This is a genomic window from Rhizobacter koreensis (assembly GCF_013366375.1).
GTDB classification, from domain to species: Bacteria; Pseudomonadota; Gammaproteobacteria; order Burkholderiales; family Burkholderiaceae_C; genus Schlegelella_A; species Schlegelella_A koreensis.
This window is the reverse complement of sequence record NZ_JABWMJ010000004.1, coordinates 350,893-375,006: the sequence shown is the minus strand read 5'-3', so window position 1 is coordinate 375,006 and position 24,114 is coordinate 350,893. Positions and strand designations below refer to the sequence as shown.

Here is a 24,114-nt window from a genome sequence, read left to right as displayed (position 1 = left end):
AGACAGAAATCCAAAGGAGCCTCCGATGAAGCGTACCGACGTCGACCGGTCCCTGCACCGCGCTGTGGTGGTCGCCCTGTGCTGCTCCGCCCTCGCGCTGGGCCCAGCGCCACTGCGGGCCGGTGACCTGAACGCCGAGGTGAACAACATGTTCAACAGCCTGGGCGCCATCGGCAACTACACCGCACCCGGCGCGTTCCGCGGGCAGACCTTCAACACCTACACCGGGGGCAGCCTGTTCATGCGGGCACCGAACAAGGTCTACCAGCTCGCGGCGATCCAGTTTCCGAGCGCCCGCGCCGGCTGCGGCGGCATCGACGTGTTTGGCGGCTCCTTCTCGCACATCTCGGCGGCCGAGTTCAAGAACATGCTGCGCAACATCACGGCCGCGCTGCCGGGCATCGCCTTCCAGCTGGCGCTGGAGTCGGTCTCGCCGCTGCTGGGCGGGTTGACCAAGTGGGCCAAGGGCCTGGAGACTTGGATCAACAACGCGCGCATCAACTCCTGCGAGACCGCAAAGGCCATCGTCAGCACGGCCGCCGAGGCGGCGGGCTTCAGCTCGCAGGAGGCCTGTTCCGACCTGGCGATCGAGATGGGCCTGGAGACCGATCGGGATGCCGCGCGCCGCCGCTGCGCGACCGACCGCCCCGGCATCCTGGCCTCGGCCAGATCCTCAGGGGACGCCAACATCCGCAACAAGGCGCCCTTCGTCGGCAACCTGACCTGGAAGGCGCTGCAGCGCACCGGCACCTACCTCGACGACCAGGAGCGCGAGCTCATCATGAGCATCGTCGGCACGGTGATCTTCTATCCCGAGGATGCGGCGAGAGACCCCGAACCCGTGGCGCCGACGATCACCTCGATCAGCCAGCTGCTGTACGGCCAGGCAGCGGGCACCGGCACCAACGTCACGCAGCACCTGCTCCGGTGCAACAACTACACCGACTGCGACGTGGTGACGCTGAACACCAGCTACACCCACACGCCCTTCACCGCACGTGTCGAGACCATGATGCGCTCGATCGCCGACAAGATCGCCACGCGCACGGCGATCCCTAACAACTCGGCCGAGGTCGGCTTCGTCAACCAGACCACCGAACCGGTCTACAAGATGCTCTCGATCGGCGCGACGATCCCCGGTTCCGGGCTGTCCGACAGCCTGATCGCGCAGTACCGCGACGTGATCGCGGCCGACTACGCCTACGTCTTCCTGGAGCGCAACCTGCGCGTGGGCATGGCAGCCCTCGACAAGGACTACACCCTGCAGCAGACCCAGCGGGATCGCGCCAACCTGGTGAGGCAGCGGGCCCAGGCCATGCTGCTGCAGTTGTCGCAGGAGAAGAACCTGCTGTACCAGAAGGTCGGCTCGTTCCGGGCCGTGTCCAGCCACCTGGAGCAGCTCGAGCGGCAGCTGCGGTCGAGCATGCCCCAGCACGTGATGGACATGCTGGGGCAGCAGGCGGCCTTCCAGGCCCGCTGACATATCGGGCGGCAAGACCGATTCCGCGGGCACCACGCCAGCAACCCGGAGGCGGGCCAATCCCCTGGAGCGACGCATGTGGGAGATCTACGCCTACCAGAACGCCGACAGCCTGTTCGGCATCTTCAACGCTGCAGCAGCCATCCACGGCTCTGGCGACTACATGGCGGCGGTCGCCGCCGTGGCCTTCTGCGGTTTCATCGCGTCGCTGGTGGCCTACTCCTTCGCGCCCGAGAAGCTGCAGGGTTGGAAGTGGCTGGCCACGGTGCTGCTGGTGTTCTCCGTCCTCATCGTTCCGCGGGTGACCGTGGGCGTCGTCGACAAGACCGGCGGATCCGCCGTGAAGGTGGTGGCTAACGTCCCGTTCGGCGTGGCCTTCCTCGGCAGCGTCACCAGCACGGTCGGGCACACGCTCACGGGCCTGTTCGAGACGGCCTTCCAGGTCATTCCGGGCGTCGGCGCCCTGCCGAGCGAACTGAGCTACGAGAAGAACGGCCTGATGTTCGGCAACCGCCTCATCCGGGAGACAGGCGGCGTCGCCTTCCAGGATCCGAACTTCCGCACGGACCTGGTCAACTTCATCCACAACTGCACGATGTACGACCTGATCGACGGCACGGTCGATCCGGGCACGTTCTCGAGCTCGGACGACGTGTGGGCGCTGATGGCATCGCCCAACCCGGCCCGCTTCACCACCCTGACCAGCGCCGGCGGCTCGATCACCATCGACACCTGCCCGAATGCCTACACGAACCTCAACGGCCGATTGCCGGCGCAGCTGACCCGCATCCAGGGCAAGCTCGCTTTCCAGCTGAATCCGACGCTACCGGCGGCGGCCGCCAATGCCGCCATCGCCGGGCAGATCCAGCAGGCCTACCTGAAGAACAGCATCGCGACCGCGGCCGCGACGGCTGCCGACCTGATCCGCCAGAACGCGGTGCTGAATGCGATCAACGACACGAGCAACATCATCGGTCAGAAGGTGAACGACCCGGCGGCCATGGTGCTGGCCGTCGGACGGGCGCAGTCCGTGGCGCAGCAGAACGCGGCCTGGCTGAACGCCGGCAAGGTCGCCGAGCAGGCGCTGCCCGTGTTCCGTAACGTGATCGAGGCCATCACCTACGCGCTGTTCCCCCTGCTCGTCCTGCTGATGCTGCTGACCAGCGGGCGCGAGACCATGCTGGCCTTCAAGGGCTATGCCGCGGTGCTGATCTGGATCCAGCTCTGGCCGCCGCTGTATGCCGTGCTCAACTACATGGCATCCATATACGCCGCCTACGACCTCTCGGCAGCAGCCGACCTTGGCAGCGGCGCCAAGGCTCTGTCGCTGCAGACGGCATCGACGATCTACTCCCGGGCGATCTCCGGCGAAGCCGTGGTCGGCTACCTCGCCATCAGCATCCCGTTCATCGCCTGGGCCGCGCTCAAGCGGATGGAGACCTTTGGCACCGCGCTGGTGGGCGGTCTCTCAGGCCTGCAGTCGATGGTGGCCGGCGCCACGGCAGGTGCCGCCGCTGGCAATCTGAGCATGGGCAATGTCTCCATGGACCAGATCCGGCTCGCGCCGAACCGGACGTCCGCGTTCATGAGCAACTGGCAGAACGACATCAGCGGCAACACCTTCTCGTCGAACATGCTGACCGGCCGGACCGCCGTCAGCCTGCTGCGCAACCAGGGCTACGCGTCCCGGGTCGTCTCGATGCGCGTGAGCGAGCAGGACGTGCAGGACGCCAGCCGCCAGGTCGACGCAGCCCGAAGCGAGGCGGTCGCTGCCAGCACCGAACGCTCGGCGGTGCTGTCCGAGGCTTTCACCAAGGGCTTGGCAAAGCTGAAGTCATCGCGGAGCAGCACGGGGTCGACATCCAGCAGCTTCGAGCAGTTGGGGCAGACGCTGAACCGGTTGGACCAGATCACGAGAAGCGTCGCCGACAGCACGGGGATGAGCCAGTCGCAAGTCGCACGAATCGCTTTCGGCGCCTCTGGCCATCTCGGTGTCTCCACACCAGTTGCCGGCGCTCGAGCAACTGCCAACGCGGAGAAGGGATACCTGGCGGGGCTTTCGGCAGACCAGCAGAGGGTACTGGGCGCCTTGACCTCGGAGCAGTTGGCCGAGTTCAAGCAGTTCGGCGACCGAGTGTCCCGCGACGCGAGCTTCGCGTCGGTTGTCGCATCTGACGCCCGCGAGGCACGTGAACTGTCTTCACGCTTGAACTCGAGCTCTACCCGAAGTTCGCGCGCCGAGGCCGGTCTCTCAGATCGGAGCGCCTATGCGGAGCGCGTGAGCGCAGCCTATGAACGGGGCGAGGTGATCGCGCTCGACATTGCCCAGGACCCGCACAACCTCGCCATGTTCACACGGTACGCCGAGCAGTACGGTGGCACGAGTGCCGCCGCCCGTGCCCTGATGGAGGCCGAGCTTGCCAGGCAGTCACTCGGACCGAACCGGACCCTCTCTGACGGTACTGCCGTGCCGCTGTCATTTGAGTCCCTCAGGACGCAACATGCGCGGCAGGTCAATCAGCTGGCCGAGGGCCCAGATATCGAGAGCGTGAGACGCACTGGCGATGCTGCAGTCGCTCGCCAGCCCGGTCTGCCATCTGGCGCAGTACCTCCACCGAGCGTGCCCGGCACAGTCCGTGACGCAGTTTCACAGCGCGGCCAGGCGATCCGCGAAGGTGTTCAGCAACAGAGCGGCGCATTGAACTCGGCTGCCGACGCGGGGCGAAGCGAGGATGGAACCTTGGTCGTAGGGCAATCACTGCTCAAGCACGCCGCCAAGCAAGTAGCTGCGGATGCCAAGGAGTCCGCCGAGGGCGCTGCCGACGCAGTGAAGGACCTGCTGAAGCGAAGGTAGTCAGGCCAGCCGGTCCGGATCGTGGATGTGCTGATCCGGCGGCGGCGATGGTGGCTTCATGAGCGGCGGGTGGCCCCTGTCCCGCCAGTAGTTGGCTGCGATGTCTGCCGTAGACGTTCCCATCCCAGGAATGTCGTGACCAGTATCGACATCGTTTCGGGTCGCTCGCGCCTTGCGCCGGAACAGCGCACCACCTATTGCGATCCCAAACAGCGCAGCAATGCCTGCCAGCACGACCTGCGTTCCCACTCCGCTGTCAGCCCCAGACGTCCAGCCGACTGCTGCAAACGCAGCAACGACCAACAAGAGAAGGAGGCGTCTCATGGTCTCCTCACAAACGTCAATTGCAGGACGCACAGTGTGAACTACGTGATCGCAAAAAGCGGCTACAGGCTGTTCCGGGACCGAGGCCGCTACGCAGCCGACGCAGGCGCCTTCACACAGGTGGCGCGCAACCTTCTGTTCGATGCGTCCCGTCTGCAGTCCGATCCTTCTCGCGAGGTCTGCCCAGCGGCTTGGTCTTGAGTTCGTCCAAATAGTCCGCCCAAGCCTTCATCATCTCGCGCCGCTGTTCGATGAACTCCGCCCTGTCGTAGGCAGCACCCAGCGGGCCGGACTTCCCATGTGCCAGCTGCGCCTCGATCACGTCCGGCGCCACGTTGAGCCGCTCCACCATCACGGTATGGGCCATCGCCCGGAATCCATGGGGAGTCATCGTCTCGTTGTCGAAGCCTAGCCGGCGCAGGGCAACGCGGACCGTGTTCTCGCTCATCGGCCGCTTGGCACTGATCAGGGACGGAAACACGTACCGCCCTCGGCCGGTCAGCGGCATCAGATCCTTCAGAGCGTCTACAGCCTGGGTGGCGAGCGGAACCAGATGCGGCCTTCCGTTGATCTTCTCCCGCTTTGTCCTCTTCATCTTGGCGGAGGGTATCGCCCACATCCTTGCCTCGAGATCCAGCTCGGTCCACTCCATCTGCCGGATGTTCCCTGGCCGCTGGAAGAGCAGTGCCGACAGAAGCAGTGCCGCCCGGGTGACGGGGTGACCGTGGTAGCCGTCGATCGCGCGCATCAAGTCGCCGACCTGATCCGGTTCGACGATCGCCGAGACGTGTCTGGTCAGCACCGGCTTCAGTGCGCCGCGCAGATCCGAAGCGGGGCTGCGCTCACAACGTCCGGTGGCAACGCCGTATCGAAACACCTGCCCGCAGGCTTCCAGCAGCGAGTGAGGCAGTTCGCGCGTGCCACGTGCCTCGACGCGCCGCAGCGTCTGCAGCAGCATCGGTGCGCCGATCTGGGAGAGCGGAAGCTTGCCCAGCCAGGGGAGGATGTCCTTCTCGAGGCGCTCCATCCAGCGCTTGGCGTAGTGATCGCTCCAGCCGACCTTCTTGGTCGCGTGGAACTCACGCGCGGTCACCTCGAAGCTGGCGTTGGCGTCGAACCGGGAGCTGAGACGGTCGACCTGCCTCGCGAGCACCGGGTCGATGCCTGATTGGTGTTGCTTCCGCGCATCGTCTCGAGCGGCCCGAGCATCCTTGAGGCTGACCTCAGGGTAGCAACCCAAGGAGAGGCGCTTCTCTTTGCCGTCGAAGTAGTACTTCCAGAACCAGCGCTTGGACCCGGCGCCGGCAACTTCGAGGTAGAGACCACCTGAATCGGTCGCCCGTGCGCGGGCTTTGCCCTCTGGGCAGAACGCGTTCTTGCACTGCTTGTCGGTGAGCATAGGGGAACAAGGCTCCAAATGGCATGACGAACGCCATTTGTTCCCCTACATGTTCCCCTACTTGCGCTGCGCTGCCGTGGGACGGCAGGAACCTTCCTGACTCAAGCGACCGGCTAAGTCGTTGATTTGGCGGGAAGTTCGGTCCGGCATGGGACCTGATGAAACGCTGGGATGGGGTGGCTGATGGGACTCGAACCCACGACAACAGGAATCACAATCCTGGACTCTACCAACTGAGCTACAGCCACCGCTGAGCCGATGATTATAACGTGGGCGACCGTGCAGATCGCCGCTGCCGGGGCAGCGGCATCGACGTTTCGGTCAGCGCGCGGCGCTCGCCGGCAGCGCCGGCGCCGCGTCGGCACCGTCGCGCGCAGCCGGCGCCGATGCCGCCGATTCGACGGGGGCCGTGATCTCGGCCTTGAGGCGCGTCCTCAGCGCCCCGTAATAGGCCTGCGCCTCGGCGTCGGCCCAGGCTTGCGCGTATTGCGCCCGGGCTTGTGCCGGGTCGCCGACGGTCGGGTCGCGGCCATCGACCTTGGTGATCTTGGCGATCGCGTAGCCCTGGTTCGGAATGTCGACGCCCACGTAGACCGGCAGCTTGTCGACCGGCGCCTTGAGGATGCCCTCGAGCACCTCGCGCGGCAGGTCGCGCGGCTGGGCACGCGAGACCACCAGGGTCGGCTGGCTCCACGCCGTGGGCGCGGTCTTGCCGAGCTCGGCCAGACGCTCGGCCCCGGCCTTGCGGGCGAGCTCGGCCGAGCGCTGGGCAACCAGTCGTTCGCGTATGCGCGGCTTCACTTCCGCGAGCGGCAGCTGACGCGCCGGCGAGTACTCGATGACCCGGCCGGCGGCGAGCTGGTTCGAGCCGACCTCGATCGCGCCCGTGTTGCGCTTCTTGGTGATCGAGTCGCGGCTGAACAGCGCCTCCATGAACTTGGCGTTGGCAAAGGGACCCGCGGCGCCGGGCGCCGGCGTACGCGCGACGTCGCGCGCCACCTTCAGCTCGAGCTTCCACTTGTCGGCGGTGGGCTTGAGGCTCTCGGGCTGCTCGTCGAGCGTGTTGGTGAACTCGTTGGCGATCTGGCCGTAGCGCTGCTGCGCCACCTGCTGACGCACCTCGTTCTCGAGCTCGGCGCGAACTGCTTCGAACGGACGCGCGCTACCGCCACGCACCTCCGTGACCTTCACGATGTGAAAGCCGTCGTCGCTCTCGACGATGCCGCTCACCTCGCCGGGCTTGAGCGCGAACACCGCATCCTCGAACGGCTTCACGGTCATGTTGCGACCGATGAAGTCGAGGTCACCGCCCTTCTCGGCCGCGACCGGGTCTTCGGAGTTCTTGCGCGCGATCTCGGCGAACGACCCGGGGGATTTCTTCACTTCGGCGAGCACCGCTTCGGCCTTGGCGCGCGCCTTGTCCCGATCGGCCTTCGACGCGCCCTTGTCGGCGCGGATCATGATGTCGCTGACGCGGCGTTCCTCGGGCGCGGTGTAGCGCGCGACGTTCTCGCTGTAGTACTTGCGCAGCTCTTCCTCGGTCGGCGTGATGGTCTTCTTCAGCGCGTCGAAGTCGAGCACGACGTACTCGACCGTCGCCTGCTCGGGCGCCGCGAACTGCCCCGCATTGGCCGGGTTCTTGTAGTACGCCTCGATCTCGGCGTCGGTCGGCGCGACCTTGGCGGCGAAGTCCTTGGCGTCGTAGCGCTGCACCTGCACCTCGCGCTGCTGGAACATCGCATCGAGCGCGGCGGTCGCGGCGCTCAGCGGCGCGATCGCGCTCGACGCGATGCCCGCGACCACCTGGCGCCGCGACAGGTCCTGGCGCAGGCGCTCGGCGAACATCTCGGGCGTCATCCCGGCCGCGCTGATCGCCTCGACGTTGAGGCTGCCGTCGGGGTTGCGGATCTGCTGGAACTGTGGGTCGGACGCGAACGCGCGCTGCAGGCGCTCGTCCGTCATCGTGAGATGGAGCTTCTCGGACGCGCTCTGCATCACGCGCTCGCGCACCAGCGTCTCGAGCGCCATGCGACGCATCTCGGGCGTGTCGAACAGCTTGGCGTCGAGGGTGGGCATCTGCTGGCGCGCGCGCTCGAGTTGCTCGCGCAGCGCCGCGTCCCATTCGAGGCGCGTGATCTTGTGGCCGTCGACCTTGGCGACGGTCTGCTGCTCGTCGCTGTTCATCCGCGTGTAGCTCTGGATCCCGAAGATCCCGAACGACACCAGGATCAGCGGGAACAGGACGAACTGGAAGATCTTCGTGTTGCGGCGGAAGAATTCAAGCATTGCGCGTTCGTGTGAGGTGCCGTGACGAAGATGGGACGGCTGCCAGCGGAGCGGACGAGAAGCGGCGACCGCGTCGCGGTTGCCCCCGTGCGGGGCGGCCGGATTCTAGCCGGTGGGTGGTCGCGATCCGGCCGGATAAGCCGTTCTGCGGTGGTGGGTGCTGACGGGCTCGAACCGCCGACCTACGCCTTGTAAGGGCGCCGCTCTACCAACTGAGCTAAGCACCCCCGGTGCTCGTTGCGGACCGCTCGCTCGCGGTCGGTATGACCGATTGCCGGGCGGTCAGTTCAATGCGTCCTTCAGCGCCTTGCCGGCGCGAAAGCGCGGGATGCGCGCGGCCTTGATGCTGATCGGCGCGCCGGTCTGCGGGTTGCGGCCGCTGCGCGCCTCGCGCTTGCCGACGCTGAAGGTGCCGAGGCCGACCAGCGACACCGCGGTGTTCTTCTTGAGCGACGTCTTCACGCCGTTGATGACCGCGTCGAGCGCACGCTCGGCCGCCGCCTTCGAGATGTCCGCGTGACGCGCGATGTGATCGACCATCTCCGCCTTGTTCACGAACGCCCTCCCGGTTCGAACCACGCCCCGCGACCAGCCGCGACCGGCGATTAGAGCCGCGCGCCATGGCGGGTGTCAATCGGGGCGACTTCGGCGCTGACCGGGTGTCACGCCGGTGATGCACATGAGGGCCAAGCGTCGTTATGGACGCGGGCGCATCGATAGAGGCGTCCGTGCGACCGAGCCTCATGTGGCCGCCGCGCGCGGCGGCGCCGTGCCGCGCGCGGTGACGAGCGCGACCCCTGCAACGGTGAGCAGCATTCCCGCGAGCATGGCACGCGTGAACGACTCGCCGAACAGCAGCCATGCCATCGCCGCGGTGCACGGCGGCACCAGGTAGAGCAGGCTCGTCACCGACGTCGCGGCGCCGCGCTGGATCAGCAGATAGAGCAGCGAGCTGCCGCCGAGCGTGAGCACGAGCACCGACCAGGCGAGCGCGCCAACGAGCTGCGGGTGGAACACGATCGGCTCGTGCTCGAGCAGCGCGAGCGGCAGGCTGACCGCGAGCGCCGCGAGCATCTGGATCGCGCTCGCCGAGCGCACGTCGCACGGCGCGACGTAGCGCTTCTGGTAGAGGGTGCCGATGGTGATGCTGAAGAGCCCGATCGTGCCGAAGGCGAGGTTGAGCGCCGTCACTTCGCCTGCACCCAGCTTGCCGCCGACGACCAGGGCAAGACCCGCCAGGCCGAGCAGCAGGCCGAGCCACTGGCGCGCCGTCACCTTGTGCTCGGCGGCGTTGCCGACGCCGCTGATCCACAGCGCAGTGAGCACCGGTTGCAGGCCGACGATCAGCGCGACCGTGCCGGCGCCCATGCCCGCCTTCACCGCCGCCCACACGCCACCAAGGTAGCCCGACTGCATGAAGAGACCGGTCACCGCGAGGTGCAGCCACTGCGCACGCTCGCGCGGCCAGGCGACGCGGGCGAGCTGGATCCATACGCCGAAGCAGAGCGCCGACAGCGCGAAGCGCAGCGAGAGGAAGCCGAACGGCGGCGCGTACGGCATGCCGTAGCGCGCGACGATGAAGCCGGTGCTCCAGATCAGCACGAACACCCAGGGCATCGCGCGCTGCAGCGCGCCGGCGTCGTCGCTCACGTCGGCTGCCGGTCAGCGCACCCGCGCGCGGATCTCGGGCAGCGCCTTCTGCAGGTAATACACCATCGACCAGATCGTCAGCACCGCCGACACGTAGATCAGCAGCGTGCCCCACAGAGCGGTGTCGATGACGCCGAACAGGCGGCCATGGAACAGCAGGAACGGGATCGCGACCATCTGGACCATGGTCTTGACCTTGCCGAGCATGTGCACGGCGACGCTGCGCGAGGCACCGATCTGCGCCATCCATTCGCGCAGCGCCGAAATCGCGATCTCGCGGCCGATGATCACCAGCGCGATCAGCGCGTGCAGGCGGTGCAGGTGCACCAGGACGAGAAGCGCGGCGGTGACCAGGAACTTGTCGGCGACCGGGTCGAGGAACGCGCCGAACGACGACGTCATGTTCATGCGCCGCGCGAGGTAGCCGTCGGCCCAGTCGGTGAGCGCGACCACGATGAAGAGCGCGGTGGCGGCGATGTTCTGCGTCGCCGGTGCGAGGTCGAGATAGAAGACGCCGACGACGAGCGGGATGAAGACGATGCGCGACCAGGTCAGCAGCGTCGGCAGGTTGAAGAACATCGACCGATTGTGCCGAATCGCCGCCGCAGGCCCGTCAAGGCTCGAGGGTGCGCGGCTTGAAGCGCCGCTCGTCGTCGAAGAGGAAGGTCTCGACGAACTTCCACGGGCGCGGCAGGCGCGACACGTTGCCGAACGGCGCCGCCCGGTGCACGGCATCGACCGCGAGCTGCACGGTCTCCTTGGCTTGTCGCGGCGTGCGCAGCACGTCGATGCGGCGCACGCTGCCGTCGGCGTTGAGCTCGATTTCGAGCACCGGAATCGCGAGCAGCGGGTCGGGCGCGCGGCCGGTGTAGACGCGGCCGGGGTTGGCGGCCACCAGGCGCTCGGCGGCCTGCCGACGCAGCTCGGCCCAGCTGCGCATCGTCTCGGGCGGCGGCAGCCCGCGCGCCTCGGGCGGCTTCTCGGCCGCGGCTGCGGCCGCGGGCGTCGGCGGCGGCGCCGGCTCGCGCTGCGGCGAGACGACGTCGCCGCGGCCGCCGAGGCCCGGCAGCGAGCAGCCGGCGACGAGTGCCGCGGCCGCGAGGCACGCGGCGAGCGGGCGAGTGGCGCGAACGATTTCAATGCAGCGCACGGTAGATCTCCTCGGCCAAATCGCGCGAGATGCCCTCGACGCTTTGCAGGTCCTCGACGCTGGCACGGCCGACGCCGCGCGCGCCGCCGAAGCGCTGCAGCAGCTTGGCCCGCTTCTTCGGCCCGACGCCGGCGATCTCCTCGAGCTTGCTGGCACCGGTGCGCACGCTCGCGCGGCGCGCGCGCATGCCGGTGATCGCGAAGCGGTGGGCTTCGTCCCGGATCTGCGCGACCAGCATCAGCGCGGCCGACTCGCGGCCGAGCGCAATCTTGGGCCGGCCGTCGGCGAACACCAGCTCCTCGAGCCCGACCTTGCGGTTCTCGCCCTTCTCGACACCGACGATGCGCGCGAGGTCGATGCCGAGCTCCTCGAACACCTCGCGCGCGACGCCGACCTGACCGCGGCCGCCGTCGATCAGCACGATGTCGGGCAGGCGCGCCTCGTTGCGGGTCTGCGCCTCGACGAGCTTGGCGTAGCGCCGCGTCAGCACCTGGCGCATGGCCGCGTAGTCGTCGCCCGGCGTGATGCCTTCGATGTTGTAGCGGCGGTACTGCGAGCTCTGCATCTTGTGCGCCTCGAATACCACGCACGAGGCCTGCGTCGACTCGCCGGCGGTGTGGCTGACGTCGAAGCACTCGATGCGGAACGCGTGGGGGTCCTCCACCGTGAGGCCGAGCGCGTCGATCAACGCATGGGTGCGCGCCTGCTGCGAGCCCTCCTCCGCCAGCAACTGCGCAAGGCGCAGCTCGGCGCCCTTCATGCACATGTCGAGCCATGCGCGGCGCTGGCCGCGCGGCTGGTGCTGCACCGCGACCCTGACCTGGTTCTGCTGCGCGAGCGCGTCGACCAGCGTGCGATCGACCGGGTGGCTCAGCACCAGCAACGGCGGCATGCCGCCTCCGATGTAGTGCTGCGCGATGAAGGCTTCGAGGACGCGGACCTCGGTGGGGCGCTGGGCGGAGCTCGCGGCGGTGCCTTCGGCAGCGGCGACAGTCTCCGCTGCGTCAGCCGTCGCTGCATCGGCTGCCGCGAACCCCGATGCCGGGTCCGCCGACGAAGCGGCCGGCGACGCATCCAACGCTGCCGCGTCGGATGCTGCTTCGCTCAGCGCTGCATGGGCTTCGGCGTCGACGCCGATCGCGACCTCGCTCTCGGCCATCTCGTCGGCCTCCATCCCCAGCGCATCGTCGACGTGCGTCGGGAAGTACGGGCGGTCGCCCAGGTGCCGACCGCCGCGCACCATCGCGAGGTTGACGCAGGCACGCCCGCCGTCGACCTTCACCGCCAGGATGTCGGCGTCTCGGGTGCGAACGCCGGTGTTGTCCTCCACCGCCTGCTGATGCAGCACGCGCGACAGCGCCTCGATCTGGTTGCGCAGGTCCGCCGCCTGCTCGAACTGCAGCGCCTCGGCGTGCTTCATCATCTGCGCCTGCAGCGCGTCGATCAGCTGCTGCTGCTCGCCGTTCAGGAAGCGCTCGGCGTTCGCGACGTTGCGCGCGTAGTCGCCGGGGCTGATGTAGTCGACGCAAGGCCCCGAGCAGCGCTTGATCTGGTACAGCAGGCACGGCCGCGTGCGGTTCGCGAACACCGTGTCCTCGCAGGTGCGCAGGTGGAACACCTTCTGCAGCAGGTGGATCGACTCCTTGACCGCCCATGCGCTCGGGAACGGGCCGAAGTAACGGTGGCGCTGGTCGACCGCGCCGCGGTAGTAGGCGACACGCGGGAACTGGTGCGACTCGATCTTGAGGTACGGGTAGCTCTTGTCGTCGCGGAACAGGATGTTGAACCGCGGGTTCAACGCCTTGATCAGGTTGTTCTCGAGCAGCAGCGCCTCGGCTTCCGAGCGCGTGACCGTGGTCTCCATGCGCGCGATGCGCGAGACCATGTTGCCGAAGCGCCCGAGCCCGTGGCCGGTGTGGCTCTTCTGGAAGTAGTGGCTGACGCGGCTCTTGAGGTTGCGCGCCTTGCCGACGTAGAGCACGTTGCCCTGCGCGTCGAAGTAGCGGTAGACGCCGGGCAGGTTGGGCAGTGCCGCGACGTCGGCGCGCAGCTGCTCGCGCGTCGACTCGAGGGCTTCGGCGGGGCTGTCTGAGGCCTCGTTCATCGGCGCGGATTGTGCCGCGAGGGTCGATCACGGCGCTCGGGCCGGGGCTCCGGGCGTCCGCGCGCGCGGCGCTGCCGGGCCCCCGTTCGGCGCCGGGTCTCGGCGGCCCCGCGAAGGCGCGGTCTCGATAATCCGCCGATGCGCTGGGACCTCTTCTGCCGCGTCATCGACAACCACGGCGACGCCGGCGTGTGCTGGCGCCTCGCCGCCGACCTGGCTCAGCGCGGCGAGTTCGTCCGCCTCTGGGTCGACGACGCGTCGGCACTCAGTTGGATGGCGCCGGAGGGCTGCGCCGGCGTCGAGGTGCGGGGCTGGCCCGACGGGCGCGTCGATCGTGGCGAGGCTCGGCTCGGCGACGTCGTGATCGAGGCGTTCGGCTGCGAGTTGCCGGCGCACGTGCGCGAGCGCCTGTTCGAGCGCGACCCGGCGCCGGTGTGGATCAACCTCGAGTACCTCACGGCCGAGCCGTACGCCGCGCGCGCGCACGGCTTGGCGTCGCCGCAGTTCGACCCCGCCGGGCGGCGCGTCGACAAGTGGTTCTTCTATCCCGGCTTCGACGCCGCCAGCGGCGGGCTGATCCGCGAGCCGTGGCTCCTGGAGCGGCTGGCGGCAGTGGAACCCCGTTCATGGCTCGCCGCCAATGGCATCGACGCTCGCCCCGAAGAGCGCGTCGTCAGCATCTTCTGCTACCGCGACGCCCCGCTCGACGCGCTGGTCGGCGCCTGCACCGACCGGCCGACGCTGCTGCTCGCGACGCCCGGGCATGCGACGAGCGGCCTCGCCGCCACACTCGGCGCCGAGATGCGGTGCGGCGCGGTCCGCGCCCTCTCCCTCCCCTACAGGCCGCAGCCCGACTTCGACGCGCTGCTCGCCGCATCGGCGGTCTGCCTGGTACGCGGCGAGGACTCGTTCGTGCGCGCGCAGTGGGCCGGCCGGCCGTTCGTCTGGCAGATCTACCCGCAGGACGACGCGGCGCACCACGTCAAGCTCGCCGCGTTCCTGAACGTCTATCTGCAAGGCGCGGAACCGTCGCTCGCCGGCGCGATCCGCGCCTGGTTCGAGGGATGGAACGGCCTCGGCGCCCTGCCCCGCGCGTGGCCCGACCTTGCCGCGTGGCAGGCGCATGCCCGCGGGTGGCGCGACCGCCTGGCCGCGCAGACCGATCTCACGGCAAGGTTGCTCGACTTCGTGGCCGCCAAAAGCTAGAATGCGCGGTTTTTTCGCCGCTCGGTTTTCTTGCAGGCGAACTTTTCACGGAGCCTACTTCGGGCGCTCCGACACGACGAAGCTCAGCCACGGGCTTCTTAACTCAGAAGCTCGGCCCCCGAGCTTGCAAAGCCTCCACAGGCCTCGAGACACGCTATGAAAATCGCTCAGGAGATCCGCGCCGGCAACGTCATCATGCAGGGCAAGGACCCGATGGTCGTGCTGCGCACCGAATACAGCCGCGGTGGCCGCAACTCGGCGACCGTGCGCATGAAGCTCAAGAGCCTGCTCAACAACTCGGGTACCGAGGTGGTGTTCAAGGCCGACGACAAGATGGACCAGATCGTCCTCGACAAGAAGGAGTGCACCTACTCCTACTTCGCCGACCCGATGTACGTGTTCATGGACGAGGAATACAACCAGTTCGAGGTCGAGGCCGAGAACATGGGCGACGCGATCCAGTACCTCGAAGACGGCATGCCGGTCGAAGTGGTGTTCTACGACGGCAAGGCGATCTCGGTCGAACTGCCGACCACGCTGGTCCGCGAGATCGCCGAGACCGAGCCTGCCGTCAAGGGCGACACCTCGGGCAAGGTTCTCAAGAACGCCAAGCTCGCGACCGGCGTCGAGATCCAGGTTCCGCTGTTCGTGCAGACCGGCGACAAGATCGAGATCGACACCCGCACGCACGAGTACCGCAAGCGCGTCTGACGCGCCGCGGCGCCACGGGACGCGGCGCTTGCGCGCGGGATGCGACGCAGGCGAAGTCCCCGATTCCTTCATGCACGCCGGCCGGCAGCGACCCTCTCGCTGCCGGCCGGCTGCGCGATGATCGTTCGATGCCGTTCGACTTCGAACTCGTCGACGCGCCGTTCCGGATGCAGCCGGGGTTGCGCAAGCTCGCACCCGGCACGCCCCAGCTCACGCCGAGTCGCCGAGGCGACGCCGTGGTGGCCGCCAAGCTCGCGGTGCTGTCGGCGCATGCCGACGCCGCGCTGATCGCCGAGCCCGGCTTCGACGCGCGGCCGGTGGTCGAGGCGCTCGTCGCGCACGCGAGCGCCGAGCATCCCGATGCGCTCGTCCGCCGCGGCGACGCGCTCGAGGCGCCGTTCATCGGGTGCGCCGTCGGCGACCAGGGGCGCGTGCATGCGACCGATCCCGCGCTCGCCGCCTGCCTGACGGTGCTCGCGCCGGAGCAGCGGATCGCGGGCCTGCTCAGCCTCGCCTTGGCCGAGGACTTCGCGCTGCTCGATGCCGCGACCACGCGCGTGCCGTGGCTTGCGGTCTGCCTGCCATCGAGCTGGGCGCCCGAGCACAAGGTCGGCCGCCCGTTCGCCGAGATCCATTCACCGGTCGCGGACGCGACAGCGATCGTGCGCGCGGCACCGGCGCTCGCCCGCGTCGTCGCCCAGCCGCAGCGGCTCGAGCGCTTCGTGTGGACGCTGACGCCCGAACCCAGCCTCGACCGCCATCCCGCGCGCGTCGCGGCGGCCGAGTGGTCGCCGGCCGCATCGCCCGAGGAACTCGCGCGCCGCACCTTCCTGCGCCACGAGCGCCAGACGTTCATCCCGCTGACGGAGCGCGCACAGGCGATCTTCACCATACGCGTCGAGGTCGAGCCGCTGACGCACGCGGTCCGCAGTGCCGACGCGGCGGCGCGCCTGCACGCGGCGCTGTCGACGATGAGCGACGCGGTGCTCGCGTACCGCGGGCTCGCGCCGGCGCGCGAGCGGCTGCTCGCGTGGCTGGCGGCGCGCGCGGGCGGAGCGTCGCCGGCAGCCCCGGACGCGGCCTCGAAGGCCTCGCCGGCGGTGCCCGGTGGCTCGTGCGGACGGGCGCGGTCGACGCGCGGATGAACGCCGGCTCCGCCGCGTCGCTCGCGCCGCTCTGGCGCGGTCGCGAGCGCTTCGTCATGCTCGCCACGCGCTGGGATCGCGACGGCTTCCTCGCGCTGTGGCAGGCCTGGCGAACCGACCGGCGGCGGAGCGGCAACCTGCACGTGATCGTGGTCGATGCCGCGCTGCCGGCGCGGCTGGCCACGCCGTCGCCGCAGACGGATGCGGGCAGCGCTCCCGAAGAACTCGCCGAGGCGCTCGCCGCGGCCTGGCCACCGCCGACTCCGAACCTGCACCGGCTCGGCTTCGACGCCGGTGCGGTCGAGTTGCTGCTGCGGCGCGGAACGCTCGCCGAGCGGGCACGCGACCTCGAGGCCGCGGTCGACCTGTTCGACGTCGGCGACGGCAGCGGCCTCGGCGCCGGCGACGTCGATGCGCGCACCCGCACGATCCGCGTCCTCGCGCGGCTCGCTGCGCCGGGCGCATGGTGGCTCGCCGACCGCATCGACCCCGCCGACGCCGCCGCGCTGCGGAGTGCCGGGTTCCGACTCGACAGCGATGCGGGCGGCATTGGCGGCCGCGCGACTGCTTGCTACGAACCTCGATTCCGGCCGAGCCCGGTGCCCGGGCGACTGCGCGTCCCGCTCGGCGGCGCGGGCCGCCGCGTCGCGATCGTCGGCGCGGGGCTCGCCGGCTGCGCGACGGCGTGGGCGCTGGCCGAGCGCGGCTGGCAGAGCACCCTGCTCGAGCGCGGCGCCGCGCCGGCGGGAGCCGCGTCGGGCAACCCGGCGGGGCTCTTCCACGGCACCGTGAACCGGGTCGACGCGTGCACGCGCGCTTCAATCGCGCGGCGGCGCTGCAGGCGGCCGCAGCGGTCGCGGTCGCGATCGAGCATCACGACGCTGCCGGCGCCTTGTCGGGACTGCTGCGCATCGACGCGGCACCGGGTGCGTTCGAGCGCATGCAGGAGGCGCTCGACGCCCTGCGCGCCGCCTCCGCCGGCGACGTGTCCGACTACCTGCGCGTCGTCGATGCAGGCGAGGCGAGCCGGATCAGCGGCATCGCCCTCGCGCATCCCGCCTGGTTCTACCCGCGCGGCGGCTGGGTCGACCCCGGCGCGCTCGCGCAGAGCTTCCTCGCGCGCGCCGGTTCGCGGGCGACGCTGCGCACCGGTCGTACGGTCGACGCGCTGCGCCGCAGCGGCGATCGCTGGGATCTGATCGACGCCGCCGGCGCGCTGCTCGAGACCGCCGACGCGGTCGTGCTCGCCGGCGCGGGCGACGCCCTGCGCCTCGTCGGCAGCCCGGACTGGCCGGTCGAGGCGGTGCGCGGCCAGCTCAGCTGGCTGGCGCTCGACGCCTGGCCGGGCGCGCAGCCACAGGTGCCGGTCGCCGGCTCCGGCTACGTGCTGCCGCCCGTCGACGGGCGGCTCATCTTCGGCGCGACGACCACGGTGGGCGACTCCGATGCCCGCGTGCGCGCGTCCGACCACGCGAGCAACCTGCGGCGCCTGGCGGTGCTGACCGGCGTCGAGCCGACCCGCGTCGACGGAATCGGCGGCCGCACCGCATGGCGCAGCAGTGCCGAGGACCGCCTGCCGCTGGTCGGCGCGCTGCCCGCGCTGGACCTGCTGGGACGCGGCAAGGCGCCGGAAGCGGGGCCGCCGCCGCGCGGGCACCGCCTCGATCAGCCGCGCTTCGTGCCGCGCGAGCCCGGTCTCTTCATCTGCAGCGCGCTCGGCTCGCGCGGGATCACGTGGTCGGCGCTCGCAGCCCAGGTGCTCGCGGCGACCATCACCGGCGGTCCGCTGCCGCTCGAAGCCGACCTGATCGACGCGATCGACCCGGCGCGCTTCGTCAGCCGGGCGGTGCGGCGCGCGCGAGCCGGCTGAGCGGAACGGGTGGCTCGCTCAGCCGACCGACGACCCGACGGTCGGCGCGACGTCGACCGCGGCGTCCGACTGGTCCAGCGAAGGCTCGCTCTCGGTCACGCCGGCGGCCTTGCGATCGGCCTTCTCCTTTTCCTTCTCTTCCTTCTTCTTCTTCTTGGCGAGTTCTCGCTGGCGCTTCTCGAACGAGTAGTTGGGTTTGGCCACGGGCCATCCTTTGATTCGGCTGCACGGTGCGTGCGAGGGGCGGAGGTTACTACGCGACCTCGACGCCGGCTTGTGCCGCGTCCGGTGTGAAGGTGAGCGTGCGCACACCGGCCGCGGTGCCGAGCAGGCAGACGTTGGCGCGGTTGCGCGCGAAGATGCCGACGCTCACGACGCCCGGCCACTGGTTGATCTCGGCCTCGAGCGCGGCCGGGTCGGTGATCGCGAGGCCGTGCACGTCGAGGATCTGGCCGCCGTTGTCGGTGACGACGCCGGCGCGCAGCGCGGGCCGGCCGCCGAGCGCGACGAAGCGGCGCGCGACCTGCGCCGCCGCCATCGGAATCACCTCGACCGGCAGCGGGAAGCGGCCGAGCACGTCGACCAGCTTCGAGCCGTCGGCGATGCAGACGAAGCGCTGTGCGAGGTCGGCGACGATCTTCTCGCGCGTGAGCGCCGCGCCGCCGCCCTTGATCATGCAGCCGCTGGCGTCGATCTCGTCGGCGCCGTCGATGTAGACCTGCAGCGTCTCGACGTCGTTGGCGTCGATCACCGGAATGCCGTGGCCGCGCAGGCGCTCGCTGCTCGCCTGGCTGCTCGACACGGCGCCGGCGATCACGTGCTTCGCCCGCGCGAGCGCGTCGATGAACGCGTTGACGGTCGAACCGGTTCCGACGCCGACCACCGAGCCGGGCGGCACGTAGGCGAGCGCCGCCTCGCCGACCAGCGCCTTCAGCCTGGCGACGTCGGGGGCCGCCGCGCTCATCGGCTGCCCACCATGCTGCGCGCGTCGACCCATTGGTCGAACTGCTCGGCTGTCAGCCAGCCCGACTCGAGCGCGGCCTCGCGCAGCGTGCGGCCGCTCCGGTGCGCGCTCTTGGCGATCTTGGCGGCCTTGTCGTAACCGATGTGCGGGTTGAGCGCGGTCACCAGCATCAGCGAGCGCTGCACCAGCTCGTCAATGCGCTCGCGGTTGGGCGCGATGCCGCGCGCGCAGTGCTCGTCGAAGCTGCGCATGCCGTCGCCGAGCAGGCGCACGCTCTGCAGCAGGTTGTGGATGATCATCGGCTTGAAAACGTTGAGCTCGAAGTTGCCCATCGCGCCGCCCACATTCACGGCGACGTCGTTGCCGAACACCTGGCACACCGCCATCGTGAGCGCCTCGCACTGCGTCGGGTTCACCTTGCCCGGCATGATCGAGCTGCCCGGCTCGTTCTCGGGGATCGTGATCTCGCCGAGCCCGGAGCGCGGGCCCGATGCGAGCCAGCGCACGTCGTTGGCCATCTTCATCAGCGACGCGCCGAGGCCCTTCAGCGCGCCGTGCATGTGCACCATCGCGTCGTGCGCGGCGAGCGCCTCGAACTTGTTGGGCGCCGAGACGAACGGCAGGCCGGTCGCTTCGGACAGGTCGGCCGCGACGCGCGCGCCGAACTCCGGATGCGCGTTGAGGCCGGTGCCGACCGCGGTGCCGCCGAGCGCGAGTTCGCAGAGGTGCGGCAGCGCCGCCTCGACGTGCCTGCGGGCGTGCTCGAGCTGGGCGACCCAGCCGGAGATCTCCTGACCGAGGGTCAGCGGCGTCGCGTCCTGCAGGTGCGTGCGGCCGATCTTGACGACGTCGTCGAACGCCGCCGCCTTCTCGGCGAGGGTGTCGCGCAGCGCCAGCAGCGGCGGCAGCAGACGCGCATGCACCGCCTGCACGGCGGCGACGCTCATGCCGGTCGGGAACACGTCGTTCGACGACTGGCCGCGGTTCACGTCGTCGTTCGGGTGGACCAGCCGGCCCTCGCCGACCGGACCGCCGAGCAGCTGCGACGCGCGGTTGGCGAGCACCTCGTTCATGTTCATGTTGCTCTGCGTGCCCGAGCCGGTCTGCCAGATCGCGAGCGGGAACTGCGTCGCGTGCCGGCCGGCGAGCACTTCGTCGGCGGCGGCGACGATCGCGTCGGCCTTCCTCGCGTCGAGCGCGCCGAGCTCGCGGTTGACGCGCGCGGCGCTGCGCTTGACCAGCGCGAGCGCATGGATCAGCTCGGGCGGCATCTTCTCGGTCGAGATGTCGAAGTGGTGCAGCGAGCGCTGCGTCTGCGCACCCCACAGCCGGTCGGCAGCGACCTCGATGTCGCCGAAGGTGTCGCGTTCGATGCGGTGCTCGCCCGCTGCCTGCTCGTTCATGTGACTCTCGTCTCGGTTGCTGGTGCGGCGGAGTATGCCCACCGACAGGGGGTTTGCCACAATCGCGCCGCCGACGACCACACCGCACGCTCGGCCTGCCGATGGCGCTCATTCCGTATTTCCTGGCCCGACCCCTGCTGTTCGGCATCGATGCCGAACAGGCCCACGACCTCACGCTCGGCAGCCTGCAACGCATCCAGCGCACGCCGCTCGTCGCCGCACTGGCGCAGCCGCGCATCAGCGACCCGGTCAGCATCGCCGGTCTGCGATTCCCGAACCGCATCGGCCTCGCGGCCGGCCTCGACAAGAACGCGGGTTGCATCGATGGCCTCGGCGCCCTGGGCTTCGGCAGCATCGAGGTCGGCACCGTGACGCCGCTGCCGCAGCCCGGCAACCCGAAGCCGCGCATGTTCCGGCTGCCCGAGGCCGAGGCACTGATCAACCGCTTCGGCTTCAACAGCCAGGGCCTGCGCGCCTTCGTCGCCAACGTGCAGCGCGCGCGCTTTCGCAGCACCGGCGGCATCCTCGGCATCAACATCGGCAAGAACGCGGCGACGCCGATCGAGCGCGCCGCCGACGACTACGTCGCCGGCCTCGTGGGCGTCTATCCGCACGCCGACTACGTGACGGTCAACATCTCGAGCCCGAACACGCGCGACCTGCGCTCGCTGCAAGGCGACGAGGCGCTCGACGCGCTGCTCGGCGCCCTGCGCGCAAGCGCCGACGAGCTCGCGCACCGGCACGCGCGCCACGTGCCGTTGTTCGTGAAGATCGCGCCCGACCTCGACGCCGCGCAAGTGGACGCGGTCGCGGCGGCGCTGCAGCGGCATCGGATCGACGGCGTGATCGCGACCAACACCACGCTCGATCGCAGCCGGGTCCAGCACCTGCCGCACGGCAACGAGGCCGGAGGCCTGTCGGGACGGCCGGTGTTCGAGGCGTCGAACCGGGTGATCGGCCAGCTGCGCGCGGCGCTCGGCGCGAGCTACCCGATCATCGGCGTCGGCGGCGTGATGTCGGGCGCCGACGCCGCGGCCAAGATCGATGCCGGCGCCGATCTCGTGCAGATCTACACGGGATTCATCTACCGCGGGCCGGCGCTGGTGCCCGAAGCGGCACGCGCGTTGCTCCAGCGGCGCCGAGCCGCCTCACGATAAACCTGCCGATGCACACCGCTCCGCGCCGCCGTTTCCTCGACCCCACCGTGCGCGGCCTGTTCGCGCTGTGCATCGCCTTCGTTGCCGGCTGCAGTTCGCTGCCGACGATCAACCCGGACATGGCGCCGCCAAAGGCGCCGCTGCAGTTCAGCGCGTCCAACGGGCGCATGCTGAGCCAGCGCCAGAGCGAGGCGATCGTCGAGCGCCTCAAGCGGGACGGCAAGGGCACCGACATCCTGGAGCGCCACCTCGCGCTCGAGGAGGCGATCACCGACACGCCGCTCAGCGTCGGCAACCGTGTGGTGCTGCTCGAGGACGGCCCGGCCACCTACGACGCCATGTTCGCGGCGATCCGCAACGCGCGCGACCACATCAACATGGAGACCTACATCCTCGAGGAGGACGAGATCGGCCTCAAGTTCGCCGATGCGCTGATCGAGAAGCAGCGCGCCGGGGTACAGGTGAATTTGATCGTCGACAGCGTCGGCACGCTGGGCACGCCGCGCGCGTTCTTCACGCGCCTGCGCGAAGCCGGCATCAAGGTGCTCGAGTTCAACCCGGTCAACCCGCTCTACGCGAAGGCGGGCTGGAACGTCAACCAGCGCGACCACCGCAAGCTCCTGGTGGTCGACGGCCAGGTCGCGTTCCTCGGCGGCATCAACATCAGCAGCGTCTATTCGGGCAGCTCGTCGGGGCGCGGCTCGGGCTCGAGCGGCGGCTCGCGCGGCGGCTCGCGCGGCAGCGGCGCCAAGCTGCCCTGGCGCGACACCGACCTGCAGATCGACGGACCGGTGGTCGCCGACTTCCAGCGCCTCTTCATCCAGACCTGGGAGCGCCAGAAGGGCGAGCCGCTCGCCGAGCGCAACTACTACCCGCCGCTCGCACGCAAGGGCAACGCCATCGTGCGCGCGATCGGCAGCTCGCCGAGCGACCCGTTCAGCCTGATCTACGCAACCTTCATCTCGGCGATCGACGCGGCCGAGCGCGAGGTGCTGCTCACCAACGCCTACTTCGTTCCCGATCCGCAGCTGCGCGCCAGCCTCATCGCCGCGGTCGCGCGCGGTGTCGACGTGAAGCTCATCCTGCCGAGCCGCACCGACTCGTGGCTCGTGTTCCACGCCGGGCGCTGGCACTACGAGGAGCTGCTGCAGGGCGGCGTGAAGATCTACGAGCGGCGCGACGCCCTGCTCCACGCCAAGACCGCCGTCATCGACGGCGTCTGGTCGACGGTCGGTTCGACCAATCTCGACTGGCGCAGCTTCCTGCACAACCAGGAGCTCAACGCGGTGATCCTCGGCGCCGACTTCGGCGAGCGCATGCGCGCGGCCTTCGCGCGCGACCTCGCCGACTCGCACGAGATCACGCTCGACGCCTGGCGCAAGCGTTCGCCGAGCGTGCGCATGAAGGAGTTCATCGGCCACATGTGGGGGTACTGGCTATGACCTTGGCACGGCTCGCGCGCTTCTTCGGCGCCACCCGGCGCGCGGCGGCGCGCTGCATGGTTCAGGTACGTGGCACGCGGCGGCTGGTGCCGGCGCTGCTCGCCGCGTGGCTCGTGATGCTGCCCGCGCTCGCGCCGGCGCAGGACGCGGCGAGCCTGCGCGCGCGCCACGCGGCGCTGCGCGACAAGCTCGCCAACAACCCGTTCCAGCGCCCGCTCGTGCTCGAGGCGACGCAGCCGAGCGGGGGCCTCAAGGGCGACGTCTACTCGATCGTCGAGCACCCCTACCCGATGGTGCTGCAGGCGCTGCAGCCGCTCGACAACTGGTGCGACATCCTCATCCTTCACCTCAACGTCAAGCAGTGCCAGGCCGAACCCGGCGAGCTGGTGCTGAGCGTCGGCCGCAAGTTCGACCAGCCGGTGGCCGACGCGCACCGCCTCGAGTTCAAGCACAGGGTCGCGGCCGCGACGCCCGAGTACCTGCAGGTGCAGCTGAGCGCCGACAAGGGGCCTTTCAGCACGCGCGACTACCGGATCGTCGTCGAGGCGATCCCGCTCGACGCGAAGCGCACCTTCATCCACATGTCGTACGCGTATGCCTACGGTCTCGCCGCCAAGATGGCGACGCAGACCTATCTGGCGACGCTCGGCCGCGACAAGGTGGGCTTCACGGTCGAGGAGCGCAAGCCCGACGGCACCCCGGTGCACGTGGGCGGCGTGGTCGGCCTGCTCGAGCGCAACACGATGCGCTACTACCTCGCGATCGACGCCTATCTCGCCGCGTTCAGCCTGCCGCCAGCCGAGCAGGTCGAGCGCCGCATCCAGGACTGGTATGCCGGCACGGAGCGCTACGCGCGCCAGCTCCACGAGATGGAGCGCAGCGAGTACCTCGAGATGAAGCGCAAAGAGATTCGCCGCATGGACGCGGCGCAAGCCAAGCGCTGACGACCTCGCCCGGGCGCGGGCGCGC

20 protein-coding genes, 2 tRNA genes and 1 pseudogene are annotated in these 24,114 nt (G+C 69.6%); 10 read left to right on the top strand and 13 right to left on the bottom strand.

Going from position 1 to position 24,114, the window contains the following annotated elements:
* Positions 1 to 25 precede the first annotated feature (25 nt).
* Together HQN59_RS11080 and HQN59_RS11075 are read left to right on the top strand one after the other, a co-directional pair.
* The gene (locus HQN59_RS11080; RefSeq protein WP_176069107.1) at positions 26 to 1,480 is read left to right on the top strand and encodes a conjugal transfer protein TraH; all 1,455 of its coding nucleotides are present in this window, start codon (positions 26 to 28) and stop codon (positions 1,478 to 1,480) included.
* Between the two features lie 76 nt (positions 1,481 to 1,556).
* A complete protein-coding gene (locus HQN59_RS11075; protein WP_176069105.1) occupies positions 1,557 to 4,334 on the top strand; it encodes a conjugal transfer protein TraG N-terminal domain-containing protein in 2,778 nt (925 codons plus the stop codon).
* Here the strand turns inward: HQN59_RS11075 and HQN59_RS11070 are convergent, their stop codons facing one another.
* The 10 genes from HQN59_RS11070 to uvrC form a co-directional block, all read right to left on the bottom strand.
* The gene (locus HQN59_RS11070; RefSeq protein ID WP_146076039.1) at positions 4,335 to 4,658 is read right to left on the bottom strand and encodes a hypothetical protein; all 324 of its coding nucleotides are present in this window, start codon (positions 4,656 to 4,658) and stop codon (positions 4,335 to 4,337) included.
* 112 nt (positions 4,659 to 4,770) lie between these two features.
* Complete coding sequence (locus tag HQN59_RS11065) at positions 4,771 to 6,057, bottom strand: tyrosine-type recombinase/integrase (RefSeq protein WP_176069103.1); 1,287 nt, start codon at positions 6,055 to 6,057, stop codon at positions 4,771 to 4,773.
* A 172-nt stretch (positions 6,058 to 6,229) separates the two neighbouring features.
* Positions 6,230 to 6,305: transfer RNA gene (locus tag HQN59_RS11060), tRNA-His, on the bottom strand.
* Positions 6,306 to 6,378: 73 nt separating this feature from the next.
* Positions 6,379 to 8,343 (bottom strand): SurA N-terminal domain-containing protein, encoded by a 1,965-nt coding sequence (locus HQN59_RS11055; protein WP_176069102.1) that lies wholly within the window; start codon positions 8,341 to 8,343, stop codon positions 6,379 to 6,381.
* A 151-nt stretch (positions 8,344 to 8,494) separates the two neighbouring features.
* Positions 8,495 to 8,570, bottom strand: a tRNA-Val gene (locus tag HQN59_RS11050).
* Positions 8,571 to 8,625: 55 nt separating this feature from the next.
* Positions 8,626 to 8,898 (bottom strand): HU family DNA-binding protein, encoded by a 273-nt coding sequence (locus HQN59_RS11045; RefSeq protein WP_176069100.1) that lies wholly within the window; start codon positions 8,896 to 8,898, stop codon positions 8,626 to 8,628.
* Between the two features lie 186 nt (positions 8,899 to 9,084).
* Positions 9,085 to 9,960, bottom strand: coding sequence for a DMT family transporter (locus HQN59_RS11040; RefSeq protein WP_176069232.1), 876 nt, complete (start codon positions 9,958 to 9,960; stop codon positions 9,085 to 9,087).
* A gap of 45 nt (positions 9,961 to 10,005) precedes the next feature.
* Entirely contained in the window at positions 10,006 to 10,572 is a 567-nt protein-coding gene (pgsA, locus tag HQN59_RS11035; protein ID WP_176069098.1) for a CDP-diacylglycerol--glycerol-3-phosphate 3-phosphatidyltransferase, read from the bottom strand.
* A gap of 34 nt (positions 10,573 to 10,606) precedes the next feature.
* On the bottom strand, positions 10,607 to 11,143 hold the full coding sequence (locus HQN59_RS11030) for a hypothetical protein (protein WP_342451177.1): 537 nt from the start codon (positions 11,141 to 11,143) through the stop codon (positions 10,607 to 10,609).
* The gene (gene uvrC, locus HQN59_RS11025) at positions 11,130 to 13,247 is read right to left on the bottom strand and encodes an excinuclease ABC subunit UvrC (protein ID WP_176069096.1); all 2,118 of its coding nucleotides are present in this window, start codon (positions 13,245 to 13,247) and stop codon (positions 11,130 to 11,132) included. The genes HQN59_RS11030 and uvrC overlap by 14 nt, the downstream gene beginning before the upstream one ends.
* A gap of 138 nt (positions 13,248 to 13,385) precedes the next feature.
* Here uvrC and earP point away from each other — a divergent pair, with 138 nt between their 5' ends.
* From earP to mnmC1, 5 genes and pseudogenes are all read left to right on the top strand, one after another.
* Complete coding sequence (gene earP, locus HQN59_RS11020) at positions 13,386 to 14,453, top strand: elongation factor P maturation arginine rhamnosyltransferase EarP (RefSeq protein WP_176069094.1); 1,068 nt, start codon at positions 13,386 to 13,388, stop codon at positions 14,451 to 14,453.
* A 156-nt stretch (positions 14,454 to 14,609) separates the two neighbouring features.
* Positions 14,610 to 15,164 (top strand): elongation factor P, encoded by a 555-nt coding sequence (gene efp / locus HQN59_RS11015; RefSeq protein ID WP_176069092.1) that lies wholly within the window; start codon positions 14,610 to 14,612, stop codon positions 15,162 to 15,164.
* Positions 15,165 to 15,292: 128 nt separating this feature from the next.
* A complete protein-coding gene (locus tag HQN59_RS11010) occupies positions 15,293 to 16,309 on the top strand; it encodes a heme-dependent oxidative N-demethylase subunit alpha family protein (protein WP_176069090.1) in 1,017 nt (338 codons plus the stop codon).
* A pseudogene (locus HQN59_RS27015) lies at positions 16,306 to 17,088 on the top strand (FAD-dependent oxidoreductase); the annotation flags it as partial. The gene HQN59_RS11010 and the pseudogene HQN59_RS27015, both read left to right, overlap by 4 nt.
* Entirely contained in the window at positions 16,995 to 18,179 is a 1,185-nt protein-coding gene (gene mnmC1 / locus HQN59_RS26110) for an FAD-dependent 5-carboxymethylaminomethyl-2-thiouridine(34) oxidoreductase MnmC1 (RefSeq protein WP_425342712.1), read from the top strand. The pseudogene HQN59_RS27015 and the gene mnmC1, both read left to right, overlap by 94 nt.
* A gap of 18 nt (positions 18,180 to 18,197) precedes the next feature.
* Here mnmC1 and HQN59_RS11000 read toward each other — a convergent pair whose 3' ends face one another.
* Genes HQN59_RS11000 through fumC form a run of 3 tightly spaced genes read right to left on the bottom strand, consistent with a single transcriptional unit; the run spans position 18,198 to position 20,546 of the window.
* A complete protein-coding gene (locus HQN59_RS11000) occupies positions 18,198 to 18,383 on the bottom strand; it encodes a hypothetical protein (RefSeq protein ID WP_176069086.1) in 186 nt (61 codons plus the stop codon).
* A gap of 49 nt (positions 18,384 to 18,432) precedes the next feature.
* Positions 18,433 to 19,143 carry a ribose-5-phosphate isomerase RpiA gene (gene rpiA, locus HQN59_RS10995; RefSeq protein WP_176069083.1) on the bottom strand — a complete coding sequence of 237 codons (711 nt, stop codon included), beginning with the start codon at positions 19,141 to 19,143 and terminating at the stop codon, positions 18,433 to 18,435.
* The gene (gene fumC / locus HQN59_RS10990; RefSeq protein WP_176069081.1) at positions 19,140 to 20,546 is read right to left on the bottom strand and encodes a class II fumarate hydratase; all 1,407 of its coding nucleotides are present in this window, start codon (positions 20,544 to 20,546) and stop codon (positions 19,140 to 19,142) included. The genes rpiA and fumC overlap by 4 nt, the downstream gene beginning before the upstream one ends.
* A gap of 101 nt (positions 20,547 to 20,647) precedes the next feature.
* On the opposite strand from fumC, the gene HQN59_RS10985 reads away from it, so the two are divergent.
* From HQN59_RS10985 to HQN59_RS10975, 3 genes are read left to right on the top strand one after another with little or no spacing between them, the layout of a single operon-like run.
* Entirely contained in the window at positions 20,648 to 21,703 is a 1,056-nt protein-coding gene (locus HQN59_RS10985; protein WP_176069079.1) for a quinone-dependent dihydroorotate dehydrogenase, read from the top strand.
* Between the two features lie 8 nt (positions 21,704 to 21,711).
* Entirely contained in the window at positions 21,712 to 23,145 is a 1,434-nt protein-coding gene (locus HQN59_RS10980) for a phospholipase D-like domain-containing protein (RefSeq protein ID WP_217704031.1), read from the top strand.
* A 56-nt stretch (positions 23,146 to 23,201) separates the two neighbouring features.
* Positions 23,202 to 24,089: a hypothetical protein gene (locus HQN59_RS10975; protein ID WP_176069229.1), complete on the top strand. Its 888-nt coding sequence runs from the start codon at positions 23,202 to 23,204 to the stop codon at positions 24,087 to 24,089.
* The last annotated feature ends 25 nt before the right edge of the window (positions 24,090 to 24,114 follow it).